18 protein-coding genes are annotated in these 16,066 nt (G+C 42.8%); 16 read left to right on the top strand and 2 right to left on the bottom strand.

Going from position 1 to position 16,066, the window contains the following annotated elements; translation table 11 throughout:
* Positions 1-285: IS3 family transposase (locus BM265_RS14900; protein WP_143098744.1), on the top strand; the 285-nt coding region annotated here is incomplete at its 5' end.
* 82 nt (positions 286-367) lie between these two features.
* Here BM265_RS14900 and BM265_RS14895 read toward each other — a convergent pair.
* Positions 368-2,005, bottom strand: coding sequence for a Na+/H+ antiporter NhaC family protein (locus tag BM265_RS14895; RefSeq protein ID WP_074962781.1), 1,638 nt, complete (start codon positions 2,003-2,005; stop codon positions 368-370).
* A 557-nt stretch (positions 2,006-2,562) separates the two neighbouring features.
* Here BM265_RS14895 and BM265_RS14890 point away from each other — a divergent pair.
* From BM265_RS14890 to BM265_RS14850, 15 genes are all read left to right on the top strand, one after another.
* Positions 2,563-3,273: a LytR/AlgR family response regulator transcription factor gene (locus tag BM265_RS14890; RefSeq protein ID WP_074962779.1), complete on the top strand. Its 711-nt coding sequence runs from the start codon at positions 2,563-2,565 to the stop codon at positions 3,271-3,273.
* A gap of 710 nt (positions 3,274-3,983) precedes the next feature.
* On the top strand, positions 3,984-4,649 hold the full coding sequence (locus BM265_RS20200; protein WP_177219605.1) for a sensor histidine kinase: 666 nt from the start codon (positions 3,984-3,986) through the stop codon (positions 4,647-4,649).
* A 261-nt stretch (positions 4,650-4,910) separates the two neighbouring features.
* Positions 4,911-6,167, top strand: a complete 1,257-nt coding sequence (locus BM265_RS14880) for a radical SAM protein (protein WP_074962775.1) — start codon at positions 4,911-4,913, stop codon at positions 6,165-6,167.
* Positions 6,167-7,168, top strand: coding sequence for a radical SAM/SPASM domain-containing protein (locus BM265_RS14875; RefSeq protein ID WP_074962773.1), 1,002 nt, complete (start codon positions 6,167-6,169; stop codon positions 7,166-7,168). The genes BM265_RS14880 and BM265_RS14875 overlap by 1 nt, the downstream gene beginning before the upstream one ends.
* A gap of 47 nt (positions 7,169-7,215) precedes the next feature.
* Entirely contained in the window at positions 7,216-7,392 is a 177-nt protein-coding gene (locus tag BM265_RS20195) for a hypothetical protein (RefSeq protein ID WP_177219604.1), read from the top strand.
* A gap of 79 nt (positions 7,393-7,471) precedes the next feature.
* Entirely contained in the window at positions 7,472-7,648 is a 177-nt protein-coding gene (locus BM265_RS20190; protein WP_170844256.1) for a hypothetical protein, read from the top strand.
* A gap of 129 nt (positions 7,649-7,777) precedes the next feature.
* Positions 7,778-7,954 carry a hypothetical protein gene (locus tag BM265_RS20185; RefSeq protein WP_177219603.1) on the top strand — a complete coding sequence of 59 codons (177 nt, stop codon included), beginning with the start codon at positions 7,778-7,780 and terminating at the stop codon, positions 7,952-7,954.
* Positions 7,955-8,164: 210 nt separating this feature from the next.
* Positions 8,165-8,338, top strand: coding sequence for a hypothetical protein (locus BM265_RS20180; RefSeq protein WP_177219602.1), 174 nt, complete (start codon positions 8,165-8,167; stop codon positions 8,336-8,338).
* A gap of 49 nt (positions 8,339-8,387) precedes the next feature.
* Positions 8,388-8,558, top strand: a complete 171-nt coding sequence (locus tag BM265_RS20175; RefSeq protein WP_177219601.1) for a hypothetical protein — start codon at positions 8,388-8,390, stop codon at positions 8,556-8,558.
* A 28-nt stretch (positions 8,559-8,586) separates the two neighbouring features.
* Complete coding sequence (locus tag BM265_RS14870; RefSeq protein WP_074830814.1) at positions 8,587-8,766, top strand: hypothetical protein; 180 nt, start codon at positions 8,587-8,589, stop codon at positions 8,764-8,766.
* Between the two features lie 42 nt (positions 8,767-8,808).
* Positions 8,809-8,976: a hypothetical protein gene (locus tag BM265_RS20170; protein ID WP_177219600.1), complete on the top strand. Its 168-nt coding sequence runs from the start codon at positions 8,809-8,811 to the stop codon at positions 8,974-8,976.
* A gap of 32 nt (positions 8,977-9,008) precedes the next feature.
* The gene (locus BM265_RS14865) at positions 9,009-9,998 is read left to right on the top strand and encodes a S8 family serine peptidase (protein ID WP_074962771.1); all 990 of its coding nucleotides are present in this window, start codon (positions 9,009-9,011) and stop codon (positions 9,996-9,998) included.
* Positions 9,991-11,610 (top strand): ABC transporter ATP-binding protein, encoded by a 1,620-nt coding sequence (locus BM265_RS14860; RefSeq protein ID WP_074962769.1) that lies wholly within the window; start codon positions 9,991-9,993, stop codon positions 11,608-11,610. Before BM265_RS14865 ends, BM265_RS14860 begins: the two co-directional genes overlap by 8 nt.
* 118 nt (positions 11,611-11,728) lie before the next feature.
* Positions 11,729-12,388, top strand: a complete 660-nt coding sequence (locus BM265_RS14855) for an ABC transporter ATP-binding protein (protein WP_074962768.1) — start codon at positions 11,729-11,731, stop codon at positions 12,386-12,388.
* Positions 12,389-14,848: an ABC transporter permease gene (locus tag BM265_RS14850; RefSeq protein WP_074962766.1), complete on the top strand. Its 2,460-nt coding sequence runs from the start codon at positions 12,389-12,391 to the stop codon at positions 14,846-14,848.
* Positions 14,849-15,001: 153 nt separating this feature from the next.
* On the opposite strand, the gene BM265_RS14845 is transcribed toward BM265_RS14850, so the two are convergent.
* The gene (locus BM265_RS14845; RefSeq protein WP_074962765.1) at positions 15,002-15,946 is read right to left on the bottom strand and encodes a flavodoxin family protein; all 945 of its coding nucleotides are present in this window, start codon (positions 15,944-15,946) and stop codon (positions 15,002-15,004) included.
* Positions 15,947-16,066 lie beyond the last annotated feature (120 nt).

The following is a 16,066-nucleotide window of genomic DNA, read 5'->3' as shown; positions in this document are numbered from 1 at the left end:
AGTGACCGAGGATTTCAGTATACCAACAAGGTGTTTCATCAGAAGCTTGTCGATGCCGGAATGATACAGAGTATGTCCCGTGTCGGGAGATGCATTGACAACGGCCCAATGGAAGGCTGGTGGGGTATCCTGAAGTCCGAGATGTATTATCTTCGCAAGTTTTCGGATAAAGCTTGTCTGGTCGCAGCGATTGAAGAATACATCAGATACTACAATACTGGTCGGTACCAGATTAAATTGAGCAGCATGACACCTATGGAATACCATGAAGCGTATGCTGCGTGACCGATCGGCGGGTGCTTGCCAATTGCTGCCAACGACAAAGCAGCCTGCACAAATTGCACAGACTGCTTTTGGTTATATGCGGTCATTCCGCTTTAGTTTCTTTTTTGCTTTTGGAAAGATTTCGTATGATGAACAATGTGCCGAGCATCATCAGTATACTGCTGCCCAGAACAACAAACACGTTCTGTACAAAGCCTGCCAGCAGATATCCCACTGCACATACAACCGCAACTGTAAAAGCATAGGGCAGCTGAGTTGATACATGGTTAACGTGGTCGCACTGTGCGCCTGTTGAAGCCATTATCGTTGTATCGGATATGGGCGAACAATGATCGCCGCAAACTGCGCCCGAAAGACAAGCAGATATGCATATGATAACGATGGGCGGGATAGTCACGCTTTCGCCGTTCTGTACCAGCTGTGAGGAAAATACTCCGGTCACGATGGGTATGAGGATACCGAAAGTTCCCCATGAAGTACCTGTTGCAAAGGCAAGTCCAACTGCTACAACAAAGAGTATCATGGGCAGGAGTATCTGCATGGTGTGGGCGTTTTCAACCAGTTCGGAAACGTACTTGCTTGCCTGAAGAAGATTGGTCATGGTCTTCAGCGTCCATGCAAAGGTGAGTATCAGTATGGCAGGTACCATCTGCCTGAAACCGTCAGTGATAGAATCCATGCAGTCGGTGAAAGTAAGCACGCGGCGTGCAAGGAAATACAGTATTATCACGATAAGCGCACCGAGAGAACCCACTGCAAGCCCGAATGAAGCATCGCAGTTTGCAAAGGCATTGAGAAACGATTCGCCGCTGAACAGTCCGCCTGTGTACACCATGCCAAGCACGCAGAGGGTTATGAGTATCACCACAGGGAGTATCAGGTCGATGACCTTTCCGCGGCTGTGTTCGGGCTTTGCGTCCTCGGGGTAGACCTTGTTACGGGTGGTGAAGAGGTCGCCTTTAGCGGCGTTTGCCTCATGGCGTTTCATGGGGCCGTAATCAACATCTGACAAAGCCATGAAAATGACCATTATCAGTGTAAGCAGGGCGTACAGATTATAAGGTATAGTACGTATGAACAGGGATATGCCGTTGACACCGTCAACCGTGCCCGCAACAGCCGCCGCCCATGAGGATATAGGTGCGATTATGCATACAGGTGCGGCAGTGGCATCTATAAGATATGCAAGCTTTGCACGTGACACCTTGTGCTTATCCGTGATAGGGCGCATGACCGAACCTACTGTCAGGCAGTTGAAATAATCATCAACAAATATCATAACCCCCAGCAGGAAGGTGGAAAGACAGGCACCCGAGCGGGTCTTGATGTGCTTTGATGCCCATTCACCGTAAGCGCGGCTTCCTCCTGCCTTGTTCATCAGCACCACAATAGTGCCAAGCACCACCAGGAACAGCAGTATGCCAACGTTGTAGCCGTCTGCAAGGTTGGCTATGATGCCGTCTTTCACCACTGCATTGAACATTCCCGAAAATCCGCTGTGTTCGGTTATGGCATACAGGGTACCGCCTGTCAGTATGCCGACAAAAAGCGATGAATAGACCTCTTTGGTCATCAGTGCAAGCCCGATGGCTACTATGGGCGGTAGCAGTGACCACAGCGAGCCCACCGCATCACTGATGGGTGCTTGTACCATACATAATATGACAAACACCACAACGATCAGCGAAAAACCGATCTTACTGACGTATTTGTTTTTCATATGAAATTTATCCTTCCTTTGATTTTTCGGGCAGATGGTATCTGCCGCTTGTTATACTTTTCAATTATAGCACTTTTATAAGCACTATAATATTTTATTTTTTAAACTTTTTCTTGTTTTTCGTCAAATTTTATGATTTCTCAAAATTGGAAAGTTTTGGTTACTAGCTCTTCATACTATCATAACGCGCTTTTGTTTGATCTTCAATAGTAAAAAAACGAATGACTCACAGCTTTCTGGATTTATGAAAAAAGAGAGCCGCCATTTTGGCGGATTAGTGTTAAATTTATATAATTTATTATCAGGTTAATAAACATCAGCTTGGTTCACGAATGGTTAAATTTTTGGCTGTTATGTATAGATTAATAAATATATAATATGCAACTTGTTTGAATTTAAGCGACAGGTTTACAATTCATGAATCATATTTTAGCAAAAGTGAAAAAACTATTGATTTTTCTGGCAATATGATATATAATATATAATATATCAATCTGACATATGTAATATTTAAGATATTATGTATAGTTTATTGATTGATTCAGAGGGGTGTTACAATGAAAATCGCAGTTTGTGATGACGAAAAAGTGTTTCGTAATGATATTATAGAGCTGCTTAATAAATATTCAGCAGAGAATAATATTATTCTGGATATAACCGAATTTGACGACGGCGGAAAGCTTGTTGCTTCAAAGACGGTTTTTGATATGATCTTTCTTGATCATCAGATGAATGATCTGAACGGACTGGATACTATAAAAAGTATCCGACAAAAAAATATAGAAACAAAAGTAGTATTTGTAAGCAGTTATTCGGAGATTGTTTTTGACAGCATGAAGTACAATGCCTTCAGGTTCATAGTAAAGCCTGTGAGCAAGGAGACTCTTTATGAGGCTATGGATTCTGCGCTAGAGATAAGCAACAGCGAGCGCAAGCTGATAGTCAAGGACGAGATGTATAACGAGAGCATAGTGGTCTACGAAAAGGACGTTATATATGCGCAGGCGGACAATGTTTATACCTATATAATAACTGAAAAAGGCTCATACAGATATCCGTATAATCTTTCGGCTCTTGAAGAAGAGCTGGATTCGGGCGGATTTTTCAGAACAAACAGATCATATATAGTAAATCTAGAACACATAAATTCATACGACAAGACAGGCATAATCTTATCAAACGGACATAAGGCGGTGATATCAAGAGGAAAATACAAAGATTTCAATAATTGTTATCTGAACTATTTAAAGAGATCCACATCGAGATAATGGTGTGATCTATAGTTGATAATATTTTATTGAAAGTAAGGAGTATGAAAATGGAAATCGTATTGAGAAGTTTATATATAGTTTTTTTTATAGCTGTGTATATATTGTATTATGTGAATATACATAACACAGTCAAACTGCTTTCGGACAATAATAAGTTTAAGAAGATAAGCTATGTTTTGGCAACGACAAATATTGCTATGCAGACCTTTATAGATATTACTTCTGTCCCGAAAGAACTTGGAAGGATAATATCGATGATGAATACTGTTCTTATTATTCTATCGGTATTTTTATCGCATAGAACTCAGTTTTTGAAAACAACGTATGTAACATTTCTGTATTTTGCGGTTGAAAGTTGTTCGGGTGGAACTATAAATCTTTTAACGAATCTTGTTGTTCCTGCTGGCTATCGGGAATTAAGTGCTAATTTGGTATACTTTATATATAATCTTACGTATTGTCTTGTATTTACAAAATTTGTTTTACCAAGGATAGATGATCTTAAACTTAGTCTGGAGTTTATAAACAGAAAGATATACCTCTTTATTCTTGCGTATGCGGTATTTTTTTCAAAGATGATATCGTTCATAAGTGTCGCTTCACGCAAACGTGTAGATATGGATATGGTTTTCCTTTACCTAAGGATATTTGTTATTCCGATATGTATCCTATCATTCTTTATAATAACAATGCTTATAATGAACAGTATGTCTAAATTTTACTATAAACGTTCAGCTGAACTTCTGGATAAACAGCTGGATATGCAAGCAAGGTATTATGAAAAGATCGATGAGATGACCACGGATATCAGGAAGTTCAGACACGATTACAAAAATCATATGCATTGTCTGAAATCATTGTTGGGAAGTCAGAAAGTAGAGGATGCATTGAAATATCTGGATTCCATATCCAGCAATCCGACTATGAATAAAATATCTTTCAAAAGCGGAAATACTATCGCTGATGCGATACTCAATGATAAGGCGGCTATAGCAGCACAGGAGAATTTCAGGCTGAATTTTTCGGGAGTGATCTCGGAAAATGTATCGGCATTCGATATATGCACCATCCTTTCCAATGCACTGGATAATTCCCTGGAAGCCTGCCGCAGACTAAAGGCGGGCGAGGAAAGGTATATAGATGTAAACTGTGTGCTTAAAAATGATATGCAGATGATATGTATATCAAATCCTTCAGATACCGATGACCCGGATCTGAAAACTTCAAAGGAAAACAAGAATGAGCATGGATTCGGTCTTTATAATATAAGAAAGACCGTTGATGCACTGGGCGGAACTGTAAATATCTCGCAGACCTCTCCTGTATTCGTTCTTGATGTAATGTTCAGGATAAAAATGTCTGAAACGGCGTAAAATCAATATATTTTACAGCAAACAGCAGTATGTAAAAGTACTGCTGTTTTTTTGTTTTTTGACCCAAATTACCATTCACAAAAAAAAATGGGGGCTTTACAAGAGAATTGTTGTTTTAACGTGACTTATACGCTATACTATGACTGTACCAAGACGAAGGGAGGTGAACAGAATGAAAGATGAGAAGGGTTGGCCTTGGTGGTTCTGATAACAAAAAATGATGATCATTACGGAAAATAATAATTAATGGAGCTTTTAAATATGAGGAAATTTACTAAGAACCTGCTGTTCCTGCAGAATAAGGAACAGGTAATAATCGGTAACAAATGCGAATGTACTTTCCTGAAAATGAGCAGTGAGTGCTACGATATACTCAACGGCTTTGTTAACAAAGGTATAGGAAAGCATGAGTATGAAAACATTTTTGAAGATAAAGATGACAAGGAGTACTTCAGCGAGCTTCATGACAAGCTGGTGGAGAAAAAGATACTTGTTGATGAGAATGACAAGGAACTCCTTACAGATTTTGATATACAGTGGGAGGTAACGAACCAGTGCAATCTGCACTGCAAGCACTGCATAGCAGATGCGGTTACCACCAAGACTCTGATAGCTGACAGAGATGAGATCTACGCTATAGCCGATAAGATACTCGGTGTTAAGCCAAAACTGATAACTGTCACGGGCGGTGAGCCCATGGTACTGCCGTTCTTCTTTGAACTCAGTGAATACCTGAAAAAGAATACTGACGGCGAGATGAACCTGATGACCAACGGCACTTACATCAACGAAGAGAATGCGGCAAAGATAAAGGAACTTTATGATGCAGTGTTCATAAGCGTCGACGGCTCGGACGAAAAGTCATGCAGCGAGATAAGAGGCGCCGGGGTCTTCGGAAAGGTTATGAATGCCATCAAATGTCTGAAGGCAGCGGGTGTTAAGAATATATCTCTCTCCTTCGTACTTACAGCACAGAACAGAGAGCATGAGAAGCCTTTCCTGAAGCTGTGCAAGGAGCTGGAAGTCAGCCCCATGGTCAGGACCTTCTCTCCTGTGGGAAGAGGCAAGGATCATAAGGACTGGTACATTCAGGACGAATCGGTGGAGGACAACGATCCTGTTGATCCCGAGTTTGTCAAGAAGACCAGAGAGAGCCAGCCATACATCGAGTTTGGTGCCTGCGGCGGACGCTACGGTTCCTTTACAGTAAATGCCAAGGGAAATATGTTCCTGTGTGCACCTTATGAGTGTTCCGAGAAACCAATCGGAAATATCCTTGAGGTAGATGATATAAGAAAGTATTTCTACGAAGAGGAATTCAGAAAAACAGAAAGCTATCTGAACTTTGAGAAGAAAATGCCAGAAAACTTTAAAAGATGCAAGGAGTGCAGCGTAAAGTACTTCTGCTGGCACTGTCCTTTCCTGTTCGAGCAGTCGCTGAAAAACGAGAAGTCGTTTGATAACTACTGCAAGCTCAGGAAAAAAGAGATCGGCTTTTCGCTTTGGGGTGAGATCTGATGCACGTTGTATTTTGGACTACGAATGACTGCAACCTGAACTGCAGCTACTGCTACAACAGGATTGGCAATAATATAAAGAAAGAATATATGACAAAAGAGGTCGCAGATGCAGCGATAGATATGCTGACAAAACTGGACTGCTGGGAAACTGCCGATGAGATCGCAGTACAGTTCCACGGCGGTGAACCTCTGATGAACTGCGATATAATAGAGTATATCATGGAGCGGTTTGAAGCTCTGGTGCCTGCATCAAAGCTGTACTACGGTATGACTACCAACGGTACGCTCTATGACGAAAGAAGAAAAAAGATAATCAATAAAATAAACGAACTTTCCCTGAGCCTTGACGGCAAAGCGGAGATACATGACCTGAACAGAAAGTTCATAAACGGCAAGGGTTCCTTTGAGCAGGTCATGGCAACAGCAAAGGATATCAGCAATAAAAAAGATGTCCGGCTGAGAATGACTGTTACAAGAGATACTATCGGTGATCTTTGCGATACGGTCTGCTATTTCCTGGAGGAGGGCTTCAGACGGATAATACCCGTGCTGGATATGTATGACTCTCACTGGAAAGACGAGGACGAGCCGATAATATTCGAGCAGTTCCGTAAGATAAAAGAATATATAGAAGAAAAAGAGTATGGAGATGCCGTTATCTCGTATGTTACCGAGTCGGAATTTGTCCGAAAGGCTAAATGTACGGGCGGTGTGGAAAGTTTCCACTTCCTGCCTGACGGCAGCATCTATCCGTGTTCGCTTACTGTCGGTGACAGCGACTGGTATCTGGGCAATGTGAGCACAGGGCTTGACAAAGCCAAGGTAGAGGAACTCCAGATGATAAATAACAAAGACACATCAAGCTGCACCGGCTGTGAGATGTATCACTACTGTGCAAGCTCAAGATGTAAACTTATAAATAAAAAAATAACAGGCGATTATTATACTGCCAGCAGTATAGCTTGTTTATGCAGCAGACTTGAATACGAGTTTGCTTAAAATCTGATATTTATACGCCGAAGCAGTCGATTTAGGAGGATTTAATTATGGAAATCAAGAAGATCGACAATAAGGTTAAGCTCAACGACCAGAATGTTAAGGCTGAGAGAGACGAGTACGCTTGTCACCACGACTGCATCGAGTACTACTATTCCGGAAGCACAGGCGCAAAGGGCTGCCGCAGAGGAAGCACTATAACCGCTAAGACAACCCGCGCTTGGTAATCTTAGATCTTTTAATACAGAATCATAAGAAAACTATACGCACTAATACATTTTACATTTAAATTAGGAGGATTTTACTATGGAAATCAAGAAGATCAATGACAAGGTTAAGCTGAACGAAGAGAACGTAAAGGCAGAGAGAGACGAGTACGCTTGCCACCACGACTGCATCGAGTACTACTATTCCGGAAGCACAGGCGCTAAGGGCTGCACCAGAAGAAGCACCATAACCGCTAAGACAACCCGCGCTTGGTAATCTTAGATCTTTTAATACAGAATCATAAGAATACTATTCTAATAATTCGTAAGAATACTATACGCACTAATACGATTTACTACTAATAACAAACAGGTAATAATTAATAACTAACAGGAGGATTTTACCATGGAAATCAAAAAGATCAATGACAAGGTTAAGCTGAACGAAGAGAATGTAAAGGCAGAGAGAGACGTGTATGCTTGCAATCACGACTGCATCGAGTACTACTATACCGGTAGCACCGCAGCTAATGGCTGCCGCAGAGGAAGCACAATATCCGCTAAGACAACACGCGCTTGGTAATAAGCAGTCTGACTTAATGATGCGATAATATCGTATTATAGCAGCAACAAGGTCATACTACAGTATCACTACTCGAACACAGCAATAATGTACTAACAACATAATCAAAATTCAAAAACCGAAAAAACAACAATTTAAACAAGACTGCTTCGGTGTATTAAATATAAATATAATAACAAACAAATAATCTAATGAAAAGGAGATGTTTTGATGAAGGTACAGAAGATAACTGAGAAGACAAAGCTCAGTCAGGAAAATGTCCAGGCTGAAGGCCGTTACGAATGTTTACACGACTGTGTAGATTATAAGTACACTGCCAGTACCGCAACAAAGAAGTGCGCCAGACGTGCAGTAGTTTCAGCAAAGACCACACCGACCTGGTGATCGAAGTGACCGCAAGAATACACTGCTTTAATGAAAAGGAGATGTTTTTATGAAGGTACAGAAGGTAACCGAGAAGATCAAGCTCGGTGAGGAAAATGTAAAGGCTGAAAGCAGAGGCTGCAGATATGATTGTGCAGAGACAGTCTATGTCGGCAGTACTTCAACCAAAGGCTGCGCTAAACGTACAGTATATTCAGCAAAATACACTAATTTGTGGTAATGCTGAAAGGTGAAACGGAGAAAATATCATGGTGATCAAGAAGATCAAAGACAAGATAAAACTCAGGGAAACGGTCAAGGCTGAAAGAATGGACCTTCAGGCTGACTTCATGCAGGACTGTGCTGAACAGACTTATGCGGGCTATACCGCCAGAACAGGCTGCAGAAGAAGAATGAATTACAGTGCAAAGCTGTATTCGAGACTGTAAACCCAAAGTAATTATCGTAAATCTCAACAGGAGGGAAATCGTATGAACATAAAGAAGCTTCTGAACAAAGTATTCGTCAAAGAGAATGTCAAGGCAGAAGGCATCTTTTCGGATTTCAACTATGATTATGTCGGATTTGATTCATGCAATAAGACAAACAAGATCAATCATAGGAAAACGATCACAGGAAAAAACAATAAAAAAATTTGATTTGAGATTTAATAAGGATCCGGTGTATCAATATGAGAAAAGTTAAAGTTGCTATCATTGACAGCGGGATCAACTACAACATAGTTAATGACGATGTCAGAAACTGCATAAAGACCGGATATTTAGTTCATGATGATGAAGCCAATACTGTTCAGGAAGTGTCACCTTCCAAGCTGTCTGATTTCAACGGGCATGGTACGGTATGCGCTTCCATAGTAAACAGGATAGCACCGGAAGCGGAAATAATTCCTGTTTGTATACTGGGTCAGAACGGCCGATGCACTCCGGGTAAACTGGTAGCTGCGCTGGAACTGGCCAAACGGCTCGATGTCCAGATCATCAATATGAGTCTCAGCTCAAATGATCTATTTATACGGCATAAACTGAAAAAGCTGACAAAGGAACTAGAAGCGCAGGGAAAGCTCTGTGTAGCTTCGAAATCCAATGACAGGCATATAAGTTTTCCGGCAGATTTTAAAAACGTTATAGGTGTTGTAGGCAGGATCGACGTTTTTAACGATGGTTTTGAATACGACAGTCAGAAAAAGATACAGGTAACAGCCAGCGGCGCTACGGAACTTATGGAATTCCATATGCCCGGTGCGAACTTCTTCAGAGGCAATAGCAGAGCGGCAGCGATATTCTCGGGTGTTCTTGCAGATGCTTACGCAAAAGGGAAGTTCAACACAAAGGCAGAGGCGGAAGAGTACATGAGATCTGAGTCCTGGGTGAGCGAAAAGTTTTACAGGTCTCCCGAAGATGATGTGAGCGATGAAAAGATCGTTGACAGGATACTCGGAATGGTCCAGAAAATGATATCTGAAGAGAAGATACGTGTGAAGCTTGCAGCTGATCTTGAACTGGAGTATACCAATTCTACCATCTATGATTATTACAAGATAATCTATATGCTCGAAAATGAATTTTCGTGCAGAATATTCGGCAAAGTCCCTGTTTACAGGGTATATTTTCAGAAAGTAAATTATCTCGGCAAACTGGTAAAGGAAGCACTCAATGAATAATGAAATAAGGAAACTGCTCAGGATATGGAAACTTGACAGAATGAAGAAAGGTGTTTTCTTTACCCTGATGCTGATCTCGGTGTTCTTATCGATAGCCGTGCCAATGGTATTCGTTGACTTCGTAGACGTGGTCACGAAAGCGGCATCGATAAGCTCACTGATAAGATTGATAACGATCTATTTTATACTTAACATTACACAGATGTTCGTTGAATTCGCATTTGATTACTATTCATCTGTAAAGGAATTCGAGTTCGCACAGCATCTGAAACTGACAGCGTTGGACAGACTTTTCAAGAAGGACGGAAAGTTCTTCGCAAATGAAAAGACAGGCGATCTGATGACGGTGGTAAATGATGATGCGGCAAAGCTGGCATCATTCATATACAAAGCGTACAAGGTGATCGTTTCACTGGTCCAGGCGATAGGCATAATGGGCGTTATGTTCTATTATGATGTGAAACTCACGCTGCTGCTGATAGTTATGATACCCATAACACTTGCGGCACAGCAGAAGTTCGGAAATAAGCTCAGGTATCTGGCGCTTGAAAACAGAAGAGATTACGGAGAGCAGAATGCTCTGACAGAAGAGTTCATATCCAATGCACCTGCAATGATAACATACGGTTTCCGCAGGAGCTTTCTTAACAAGTATGAACTTGCAGCAGATGTGCTGAAAAGGAGCTTCAAAAAGCTCACACTTACAAATGGTTTTTCAAATCAGGCGATAGATATGATATCTACCATCAGCCTGATAGCGATAACTGCATTCGGCGGTTATCAGGTCTTTCAGAAGCAGATCTCGATGGGTGTTATGGTAATATTCCTGCAGTACTGCACAAGGTTCATCGCACCGTTTGAGAGCCTTGTATTCATGAAAGTAAGCTTCAATATGGTCGTTCCTTCGCTTAACAATGTAGATGAAGTTCTGGGCGGAGAAATGGGCGCAGATGCTTCGGAAGGCAAGCAGATAGATGGGATCGACAATATCAAGATCGAAAATCTGACATTCGGATACACCCGCGGAAAGAACATCCTTAACGGGCTGGATCTGGATTTTGAGAAGAACAAAAAATATTTGATTTGCGGAAAAAGCGGTGCAGGCAAGACTACCATATTCAATCTGATACTTGGATTGTGGAGGGCATCGTCGGGTAATATCTATATCAACGACGATGAGATAGGCAGCATAGATCTGGAGTCCTTCAGGGACAGGATCTCGCTGGTCTCGCAGAAAACATTCTTCCTGCATGATACGATATACAATAATCTTACCAACGGAAGGGATATCCCCGAAGAAAAGGTATGGGAAGCACTCCGGTGCGTTGAGCTTGACGATTTTGTCAGGGGCATGGAAAACGGACTGGATACCATGCTGGGTGATGATGGTATGACTATGTCGGGCGGACAGAGACAGAGACTGGCGATAGCCCGTTCAATGCTGAAAAGATCTGATGTGGTCATATTCGATGAGCCCACTTCGGCACTGGATAAGAATACCGAGAAGATAATTGCACGTTCTATAATGGGTATAAAGGATAAAATAATAATCATCGTATCCCACAGCAATTGTTTTTCGGATCAGGTAGATCAGATCTATAAGATCGGATAAAATTCGATTTACGTGCGTAAATACGCGGTTATTTGGTTGACTTTATCAATAGTATGTGCTATGATATAAAATGTCTGCCATGACATGATACAATATATGATAAGGAACGGTGATAGTAATGGTAATTCAAACTCACGATCTGTGTAAGTATTACGGTGACGAAAGCAACCTGGTGAAGGCTCTGGATAAGGTGAACCTGAGCGTTGATAAGGGTGAGCTCATAGGTATAATCGGCAAGTCCGGCAGCGGTAAGTCAACGCTGCTGAATATGCTCGGTGCTCTTGACCATCCCACAGGAGGAAGCATCGTTATCGGCGGAGAGGATATCTCCAAAATGAACGATGAGCAGCTGACAAAGATGCGCCGCTCAAAGATCGGCTTCATTTTTCAGAACTATAATCTGATACCCGTACTGAATGTATATGAGAACATAGTTCTTCCCATACAGCTGGACGGAAAGAAGCCTAACAATAAGTATATCGACACTATACTCGATGCGCTGGAGATCTCACACAAGAAAAATTCTCTGCCTTCCTCCATGTCAGGCGGACAGCAGCAGAGAGTTGCCATAGCAAGAGCCCTGGCAAACAAGCCTGAGATAGTTCTGGCAGATGAGCCTACGGGAAATCTTGATGAGGCTATGGGTGCAGAGGTAGTGGATATGCTCAAATTCATGAATAAGGAGTTTGACCAGACTATCATCGTTGTAACTCACGATCAGGAAGTTGCATCTCAGATGAATAGAGTAATTAGAGTTGTTGACGGGAGAGTGCAGTAAATGATTAGAAAACTAGCATTCAGATCACTGATGGCGGAGAAGTTCAGATGTGTTTGTACTATCATAGCCATGATACTGACAGCGCTTCTGTTCTCCACATTGTTCACCACAGCAGCGGGACTGAACAGTGCAAATGATTACTACGAATTCAAAAAGCTCGGCACAACAGCACACGTTGTTGTCAAGGAATGGGATAAGGATTTTGCTAAGGTAGATACAATAAGAGAAAACGTGCTTGTCGATAAAGTCGGCTGCCGCAGATTCTTTGGCTATGCTGTGAATCCTGAACTGAACTATAATGTTGAAATAAGCTTTATGGATGAGGCTGAATCAAGCCTTGATTATTACACCCCTACAGGCGGTAAAATGCCAGCTGAGGTAAACGAGGTCGCGATGGATACAACTACCATGGCGGCTCTCGGTATACCTCAGGAAGTCGGTGCACCTGTTGATATCGACATGGAAGTAAACGGCGAGACCGTTACCGAAAGCTTTGTGCTGGCGGGCTGGTTCGATATCAACAAGGCTTACCCCGTAAAGGTAGGTCAGATAATGACCTCGGATAAATACAGCGATGTCTGGGACGGCAGATTTGAAAGCGGCACTGTTTACGGAAAGTGCGATATAGCTATACTGCTGAAAGATGCTTATGATATCGAAGGTCAGACTGAGGAGATCTTCAATGAAGTAGGTCTTGAGTTTTCTCAGGACATGATCTCTGTAAACCCCGGATATAACGTCAGCAGCGAGGCTATCTCTTCCGAGACTCTCGTTATGCTGGTGAGCGGTATACTTGTAATCGTGCTTATAGGATATCTTATAATCAATAATATATTCTATATATCTGCGAGAAAAGATGCAAAGCAGTTCGGCAGACTGAAGACTATCGGTATGTCAAACAAACACCTGGCTGCTTTTGTTAGATTCCAGGCGCTCATCATGCTGAGTGTTGCAGTACCCCTGGGTATAGCAGGAGGATACTTCATGGGAAGACTTATCCTACCGACTATCCTGAGACAGACAGCTTATGATTCTGTTGCAGATGATACGGTAATATCAGGCGGAGTTATCGTTCTGATACTTGCAGGCGCAGCACTGTTCGTTGTGATTACTACCCTCATAAGCGTAAACGGACCCATAAGAATGATCAAGAAGCTTTCGCCTATTGAATCTACGAGGATCGAGCTCAAGGGCTACAAGAAGACCAGAAAGTCCAGTGACGGAAGCAGAGCCGACAAGTTTGCAAAGTACAATATCCTGAGAAACAAGAAGAGCCTTGCAATGCTGCTGATCAGCATATCTCTTCCTATGCTGCTGGTAATAGTATCCTACGATGCATTCAGCAGTTTCGATATGGATAAGTACCTGTCATCGATACTGGTGACCGATTATACCTTTGCAACTTCGGATTATTACAAGAACGATTATATCGACCGTGAAAATAACGTAAAGGCGCTTGACAGTGCCATAGTTGAAGAGATCAAAAACAGCGGTTTCGTTGAGGACGGTTCTCTGATATACGGCGATATCGCCAATGAGTATGCAAGCGTTAAGGAGATAGATCTCCCCGAGGGTGAAGAATACGTACTCGACCTTTACGGTACAGAAGAATTCACACTGAATGACTCCCTTATCATTGAGGATAACATCGATATGGAAGCCTTCAATAACGGTACAGGTATCGTTGAGGGATGCTGGCTGACTTCAGACGGTGAGATATATCCCGGAACAAGTCGGTTTGAGACAGGCGATACTGTGACTATCACAGGCAGTGACGGCAAGGAGCGCATCTATACTGTACTCGGTCACTTGAATGTGGCGCTTGGTGCAATGAAGACCGGTATAACCAGAGGTTCATTCGCCTGCGAGCTGTATATGAATACAAAACAGTATGAGGAAGTAACAGGCAACCAGAAGATAATGTCCTACTCTTTCAATGTAAAGAAGGGCATGGAAGAAGATGCTGAGACTTTCATCAAGGGATTGGTAAAGGCTGACAATACACTGAATTATCAGTCGAAGTACTCTTTGGCAGAGGATTTTGCTTCAATGAAGCTTCTCGTCAAGCTGATAAGTTTGCTGCTGTGCGGTGTACTGACATTCATTGCGGTAATGAACCTTATCAATGTTTTCGTATCCAGCATAATGGTAAGACAAAAGGAGATCGCTACTCTGAAGAGTATCGGTATGACAAGAGGTCAGCTGAGAACGATGCTGATGTGGGAGATATTCTATTACAACGGCATAGCTTTTGTAATAGCTGTGGTACTCTCACTGATATGTTCACCTACAGTTTTCAGGAGCATTTTCGACGAATTCCCGTTCCTGACATTCCGCGTGAACTGGTTATCATATCCTTCGATCATAATCGTTATAATGCTCGTAGGCATCATGACCGTGCTTTGTGTTGAGAACAGGATATCAAAAATGAATATCCCCGAAGAGTTAAAGACTGTATAAGCAGATCCGATACCTCATATACAATAAACCTCCGAAACCGTGTGACAGAAAATCACCGCTTCGGAGGTTTAGCTTCTTTAAAATGGAAAAAAGACTGCATACTGAAACGCCCTGTACGTATCTGTCGTACAGGGCGTTTCCGATATTCCTCGGTCAGATACCGGGGAACTGTATCTTCTTGTATTTTTCCAGCTTTTCAGCAACGGTAGCACGCTTCTGGGGATCCATGAAGAATCCGCCCTGAGTATCTGCGATCTCGTCGCAGTGAACGCCGCGTCCTTCTTCGGAGGTACGGTCACGCTCCAGACCATTTGCTGCGATAACGAACTTCCACTTGCCGTCATCGGTCTTGACCAGATCGCCGCCTGCGCCGCATACTGCGCACTCGATAGGATACTGGAGACCTCTCCACTGGGGTTCACCCAGACACAGACAGTTGCTGTGGCAGTTGGGGCACCAGCCTGCATCAGGCTCGCCCAGCCACTCACGCTCTGCGGCGGGGGTGTTCAGTGACTTCATGATGTTGGCACCGATCTCTCTTGCGCGGGCAAGCTTTTCCTCGTGCAGAAGAACCTGTGCGGGTGCGGGCACCATTGTAGCCATGTACATATCCACGATCTTGAAGCTGTTGGAGAAAGTAGAAGCCTGCATACACTCCAGAGCCATGGACTGCCATGAACGAGTGGAACCGCCCACTGCTATCAGTGCGCCGATACGGTCACGGGGCTTGATAGCACCTATCTTGGTGAGGAATGCAGTTTCGTAAGCGAGATTGCGGTGCATAAATTTCAGGAACAGTGAGGACGGCATCAGTGCATAGGTCGGTGCCGAGAAGATAACAGCGTCCTGATCCAGCAGAACTTCCATGATCTTCTTCTTGTCGTCCTTGTTATCAAGGGAACAGCCTGTATGCTTGCCCATCGACATACCCATTGTGCAGGCGGTACAGCCTGTGCAGTCCAGCAGATCGTAGTCCTTGAGGTTGATCATTGAAACTTCGGCACCCTGCTCCTGACAGACGAGCAGTGCTTCCTTGGTAAGGATCTCGCAGTTGCTGTCCTTGCGTCCGGCAGTTACGCCCATTACTTTAAAAGCCATAGTTTACTCCTTTATTAGTAGTTTTCCGGTTGTGCAGATCTTTCTGTCTGCGGTATTTATAGTATACAGCAGGTCTTGGGAAATGTCAAGAGGTCACAGCAGGGGAGCTGTAACAAGGAT

Source organism: Hominimerdicola alba (assembly GCF_900112155.1).
Classification (GTDB): Bacteria; Bacillota; Clostridia; order Oscillospirales; family Ruminococcaceae; genus Hominimerdicola; species Hominimerdicola alba_D.
This window is presented reverse-complemented; position numbering and strand designations above follow the sequence as displayed.

What these genes read in the sequence shown, in the direction of transcription:
- BM265_RS14895 (WP_074962781.1), bottom strand. Translation starts at nt 2,005, where the DNA reads ATGAAAAACAAATACGTCAGTAAGATCGGTTTTTCGCTGATCGTTGTG.
- BM265_RS14890 (WP_074962779.1), top strand. Translation starts at nt 2,563, where the DNA reads ATGAAAATCGCAGTTTGTGATGACGAAAAAGTGTTTCGTAATGATATT.
- BM265_RS20200 (WP_177219605.1), top strand. Translation starts at nt 3,984, where the DNA reads ATGTCTAAATTTTACTATAAACGTTCAGCTGAACTTCTGGATAAACAG.
- BM265_RS14880 (WP_074962775.1), top strand. Translation starts at nt 4,911, where the DNA reads ATGAGGAAATTTACTAAGAACCTGCTGTTCCTGCAGAATAAGGAACAG.
- BM265_RS14875 (WP_074962773.1), top strand. Translation starts at nt 6,167, where the DNA reads ATGCACGTTGTATTTTGGACTACGAATGACTGCAACCTGAACTGCAGC.
- BM265_RS20195 (WP_177219604.1), top strand. Translation starts at nt 7,216, where the DNA reads ATGGAAATCAAGAAGATCGACAATAAGGTTAAGCTCAACGACCAGAAT.
- BM265_RS20190 (WP_170844256.1), top strand. Translation starts at nt 7,472, where the DNA reads ATGGAAATCAAGAAGATCAATGACAAGGTTAAGCTGAACGAAGAGAAC.
- BM265_RS20185 (WP_177219603.1), top strand. Translation starts at nt 7,778, where the DNA reads ATGGAAATCAAAAAGATCAATGACAAGGTTAAGCTGAACGAAGAGAAT.
- BM265_RS20180 (WP_177219602.1), top strand. Translation starts at nt 8,165, where the DNA reads ATGAAGGTACAGAAGATAACTGAGAAGACAAAGCTCAGTCAGGAAAAT.
- BM265_RS20175 (WP_177219601.1), top strand. Translation starts at nt 8,388, where the DNA reads ATGAAGGTACAGAAGGTAACCGAGAAGATCAAGCTCGGTGAGGAAAAT.
- BM265_RS14870 (WP_074830814.1), top strand. Translation starts at nt 8,587, where the DNA reads ATGGTGATCAAGAAGATCAAAGACAAGATAAAACTCAGGGAAACGGTC.
- BM265_RS20170 (WP_177219600.1), top strand. Translation starts at nt 8,809, where the DNA reads ATGAACATAAAGAAGCTTCTGAACAAAGTATTCGTCAAAGAGAATGTC.
- BM265_RS14865 (WP_074962771.1), top strand. Translation starts at nt 9,009, where the DNA reads ATGAGAAAAGTTAAAGTTGCTATCATTGACAGCGGGATCAACTACAAC.
- BM265_RS14860 (WP_074962769.1), top strand. Translation starts at nt 9,991, where the DNA reads ATGAATAATGAAATAAGGAAACTGCTCAGGATATGGAAACTTGACAGA.
- BM265_RS14855 (WP_074962768.1), top strand. Translation starts at nt 11,729, where the DNA reads ATGGTAATTCAAACTCACGATCTGTGTAAGTATTACGGTGACGAAAGC.
- BM265_RS14850 (WP_074962766.1), top strand. Translation starts at nt 12,389, where the DNA reads ATGATTAGAAAACTAGCATTCAGATCACTGATGGCGGAGAAGTTCAGA.
- BM265_RS14845 (WP_074962765.1), bottom strand. Translation starts at nt 15,946, where the DNA reads ATGGCTTTTAAAGTAATGGGCGTAACTGCCGGACGCAAGGACAGCAAC.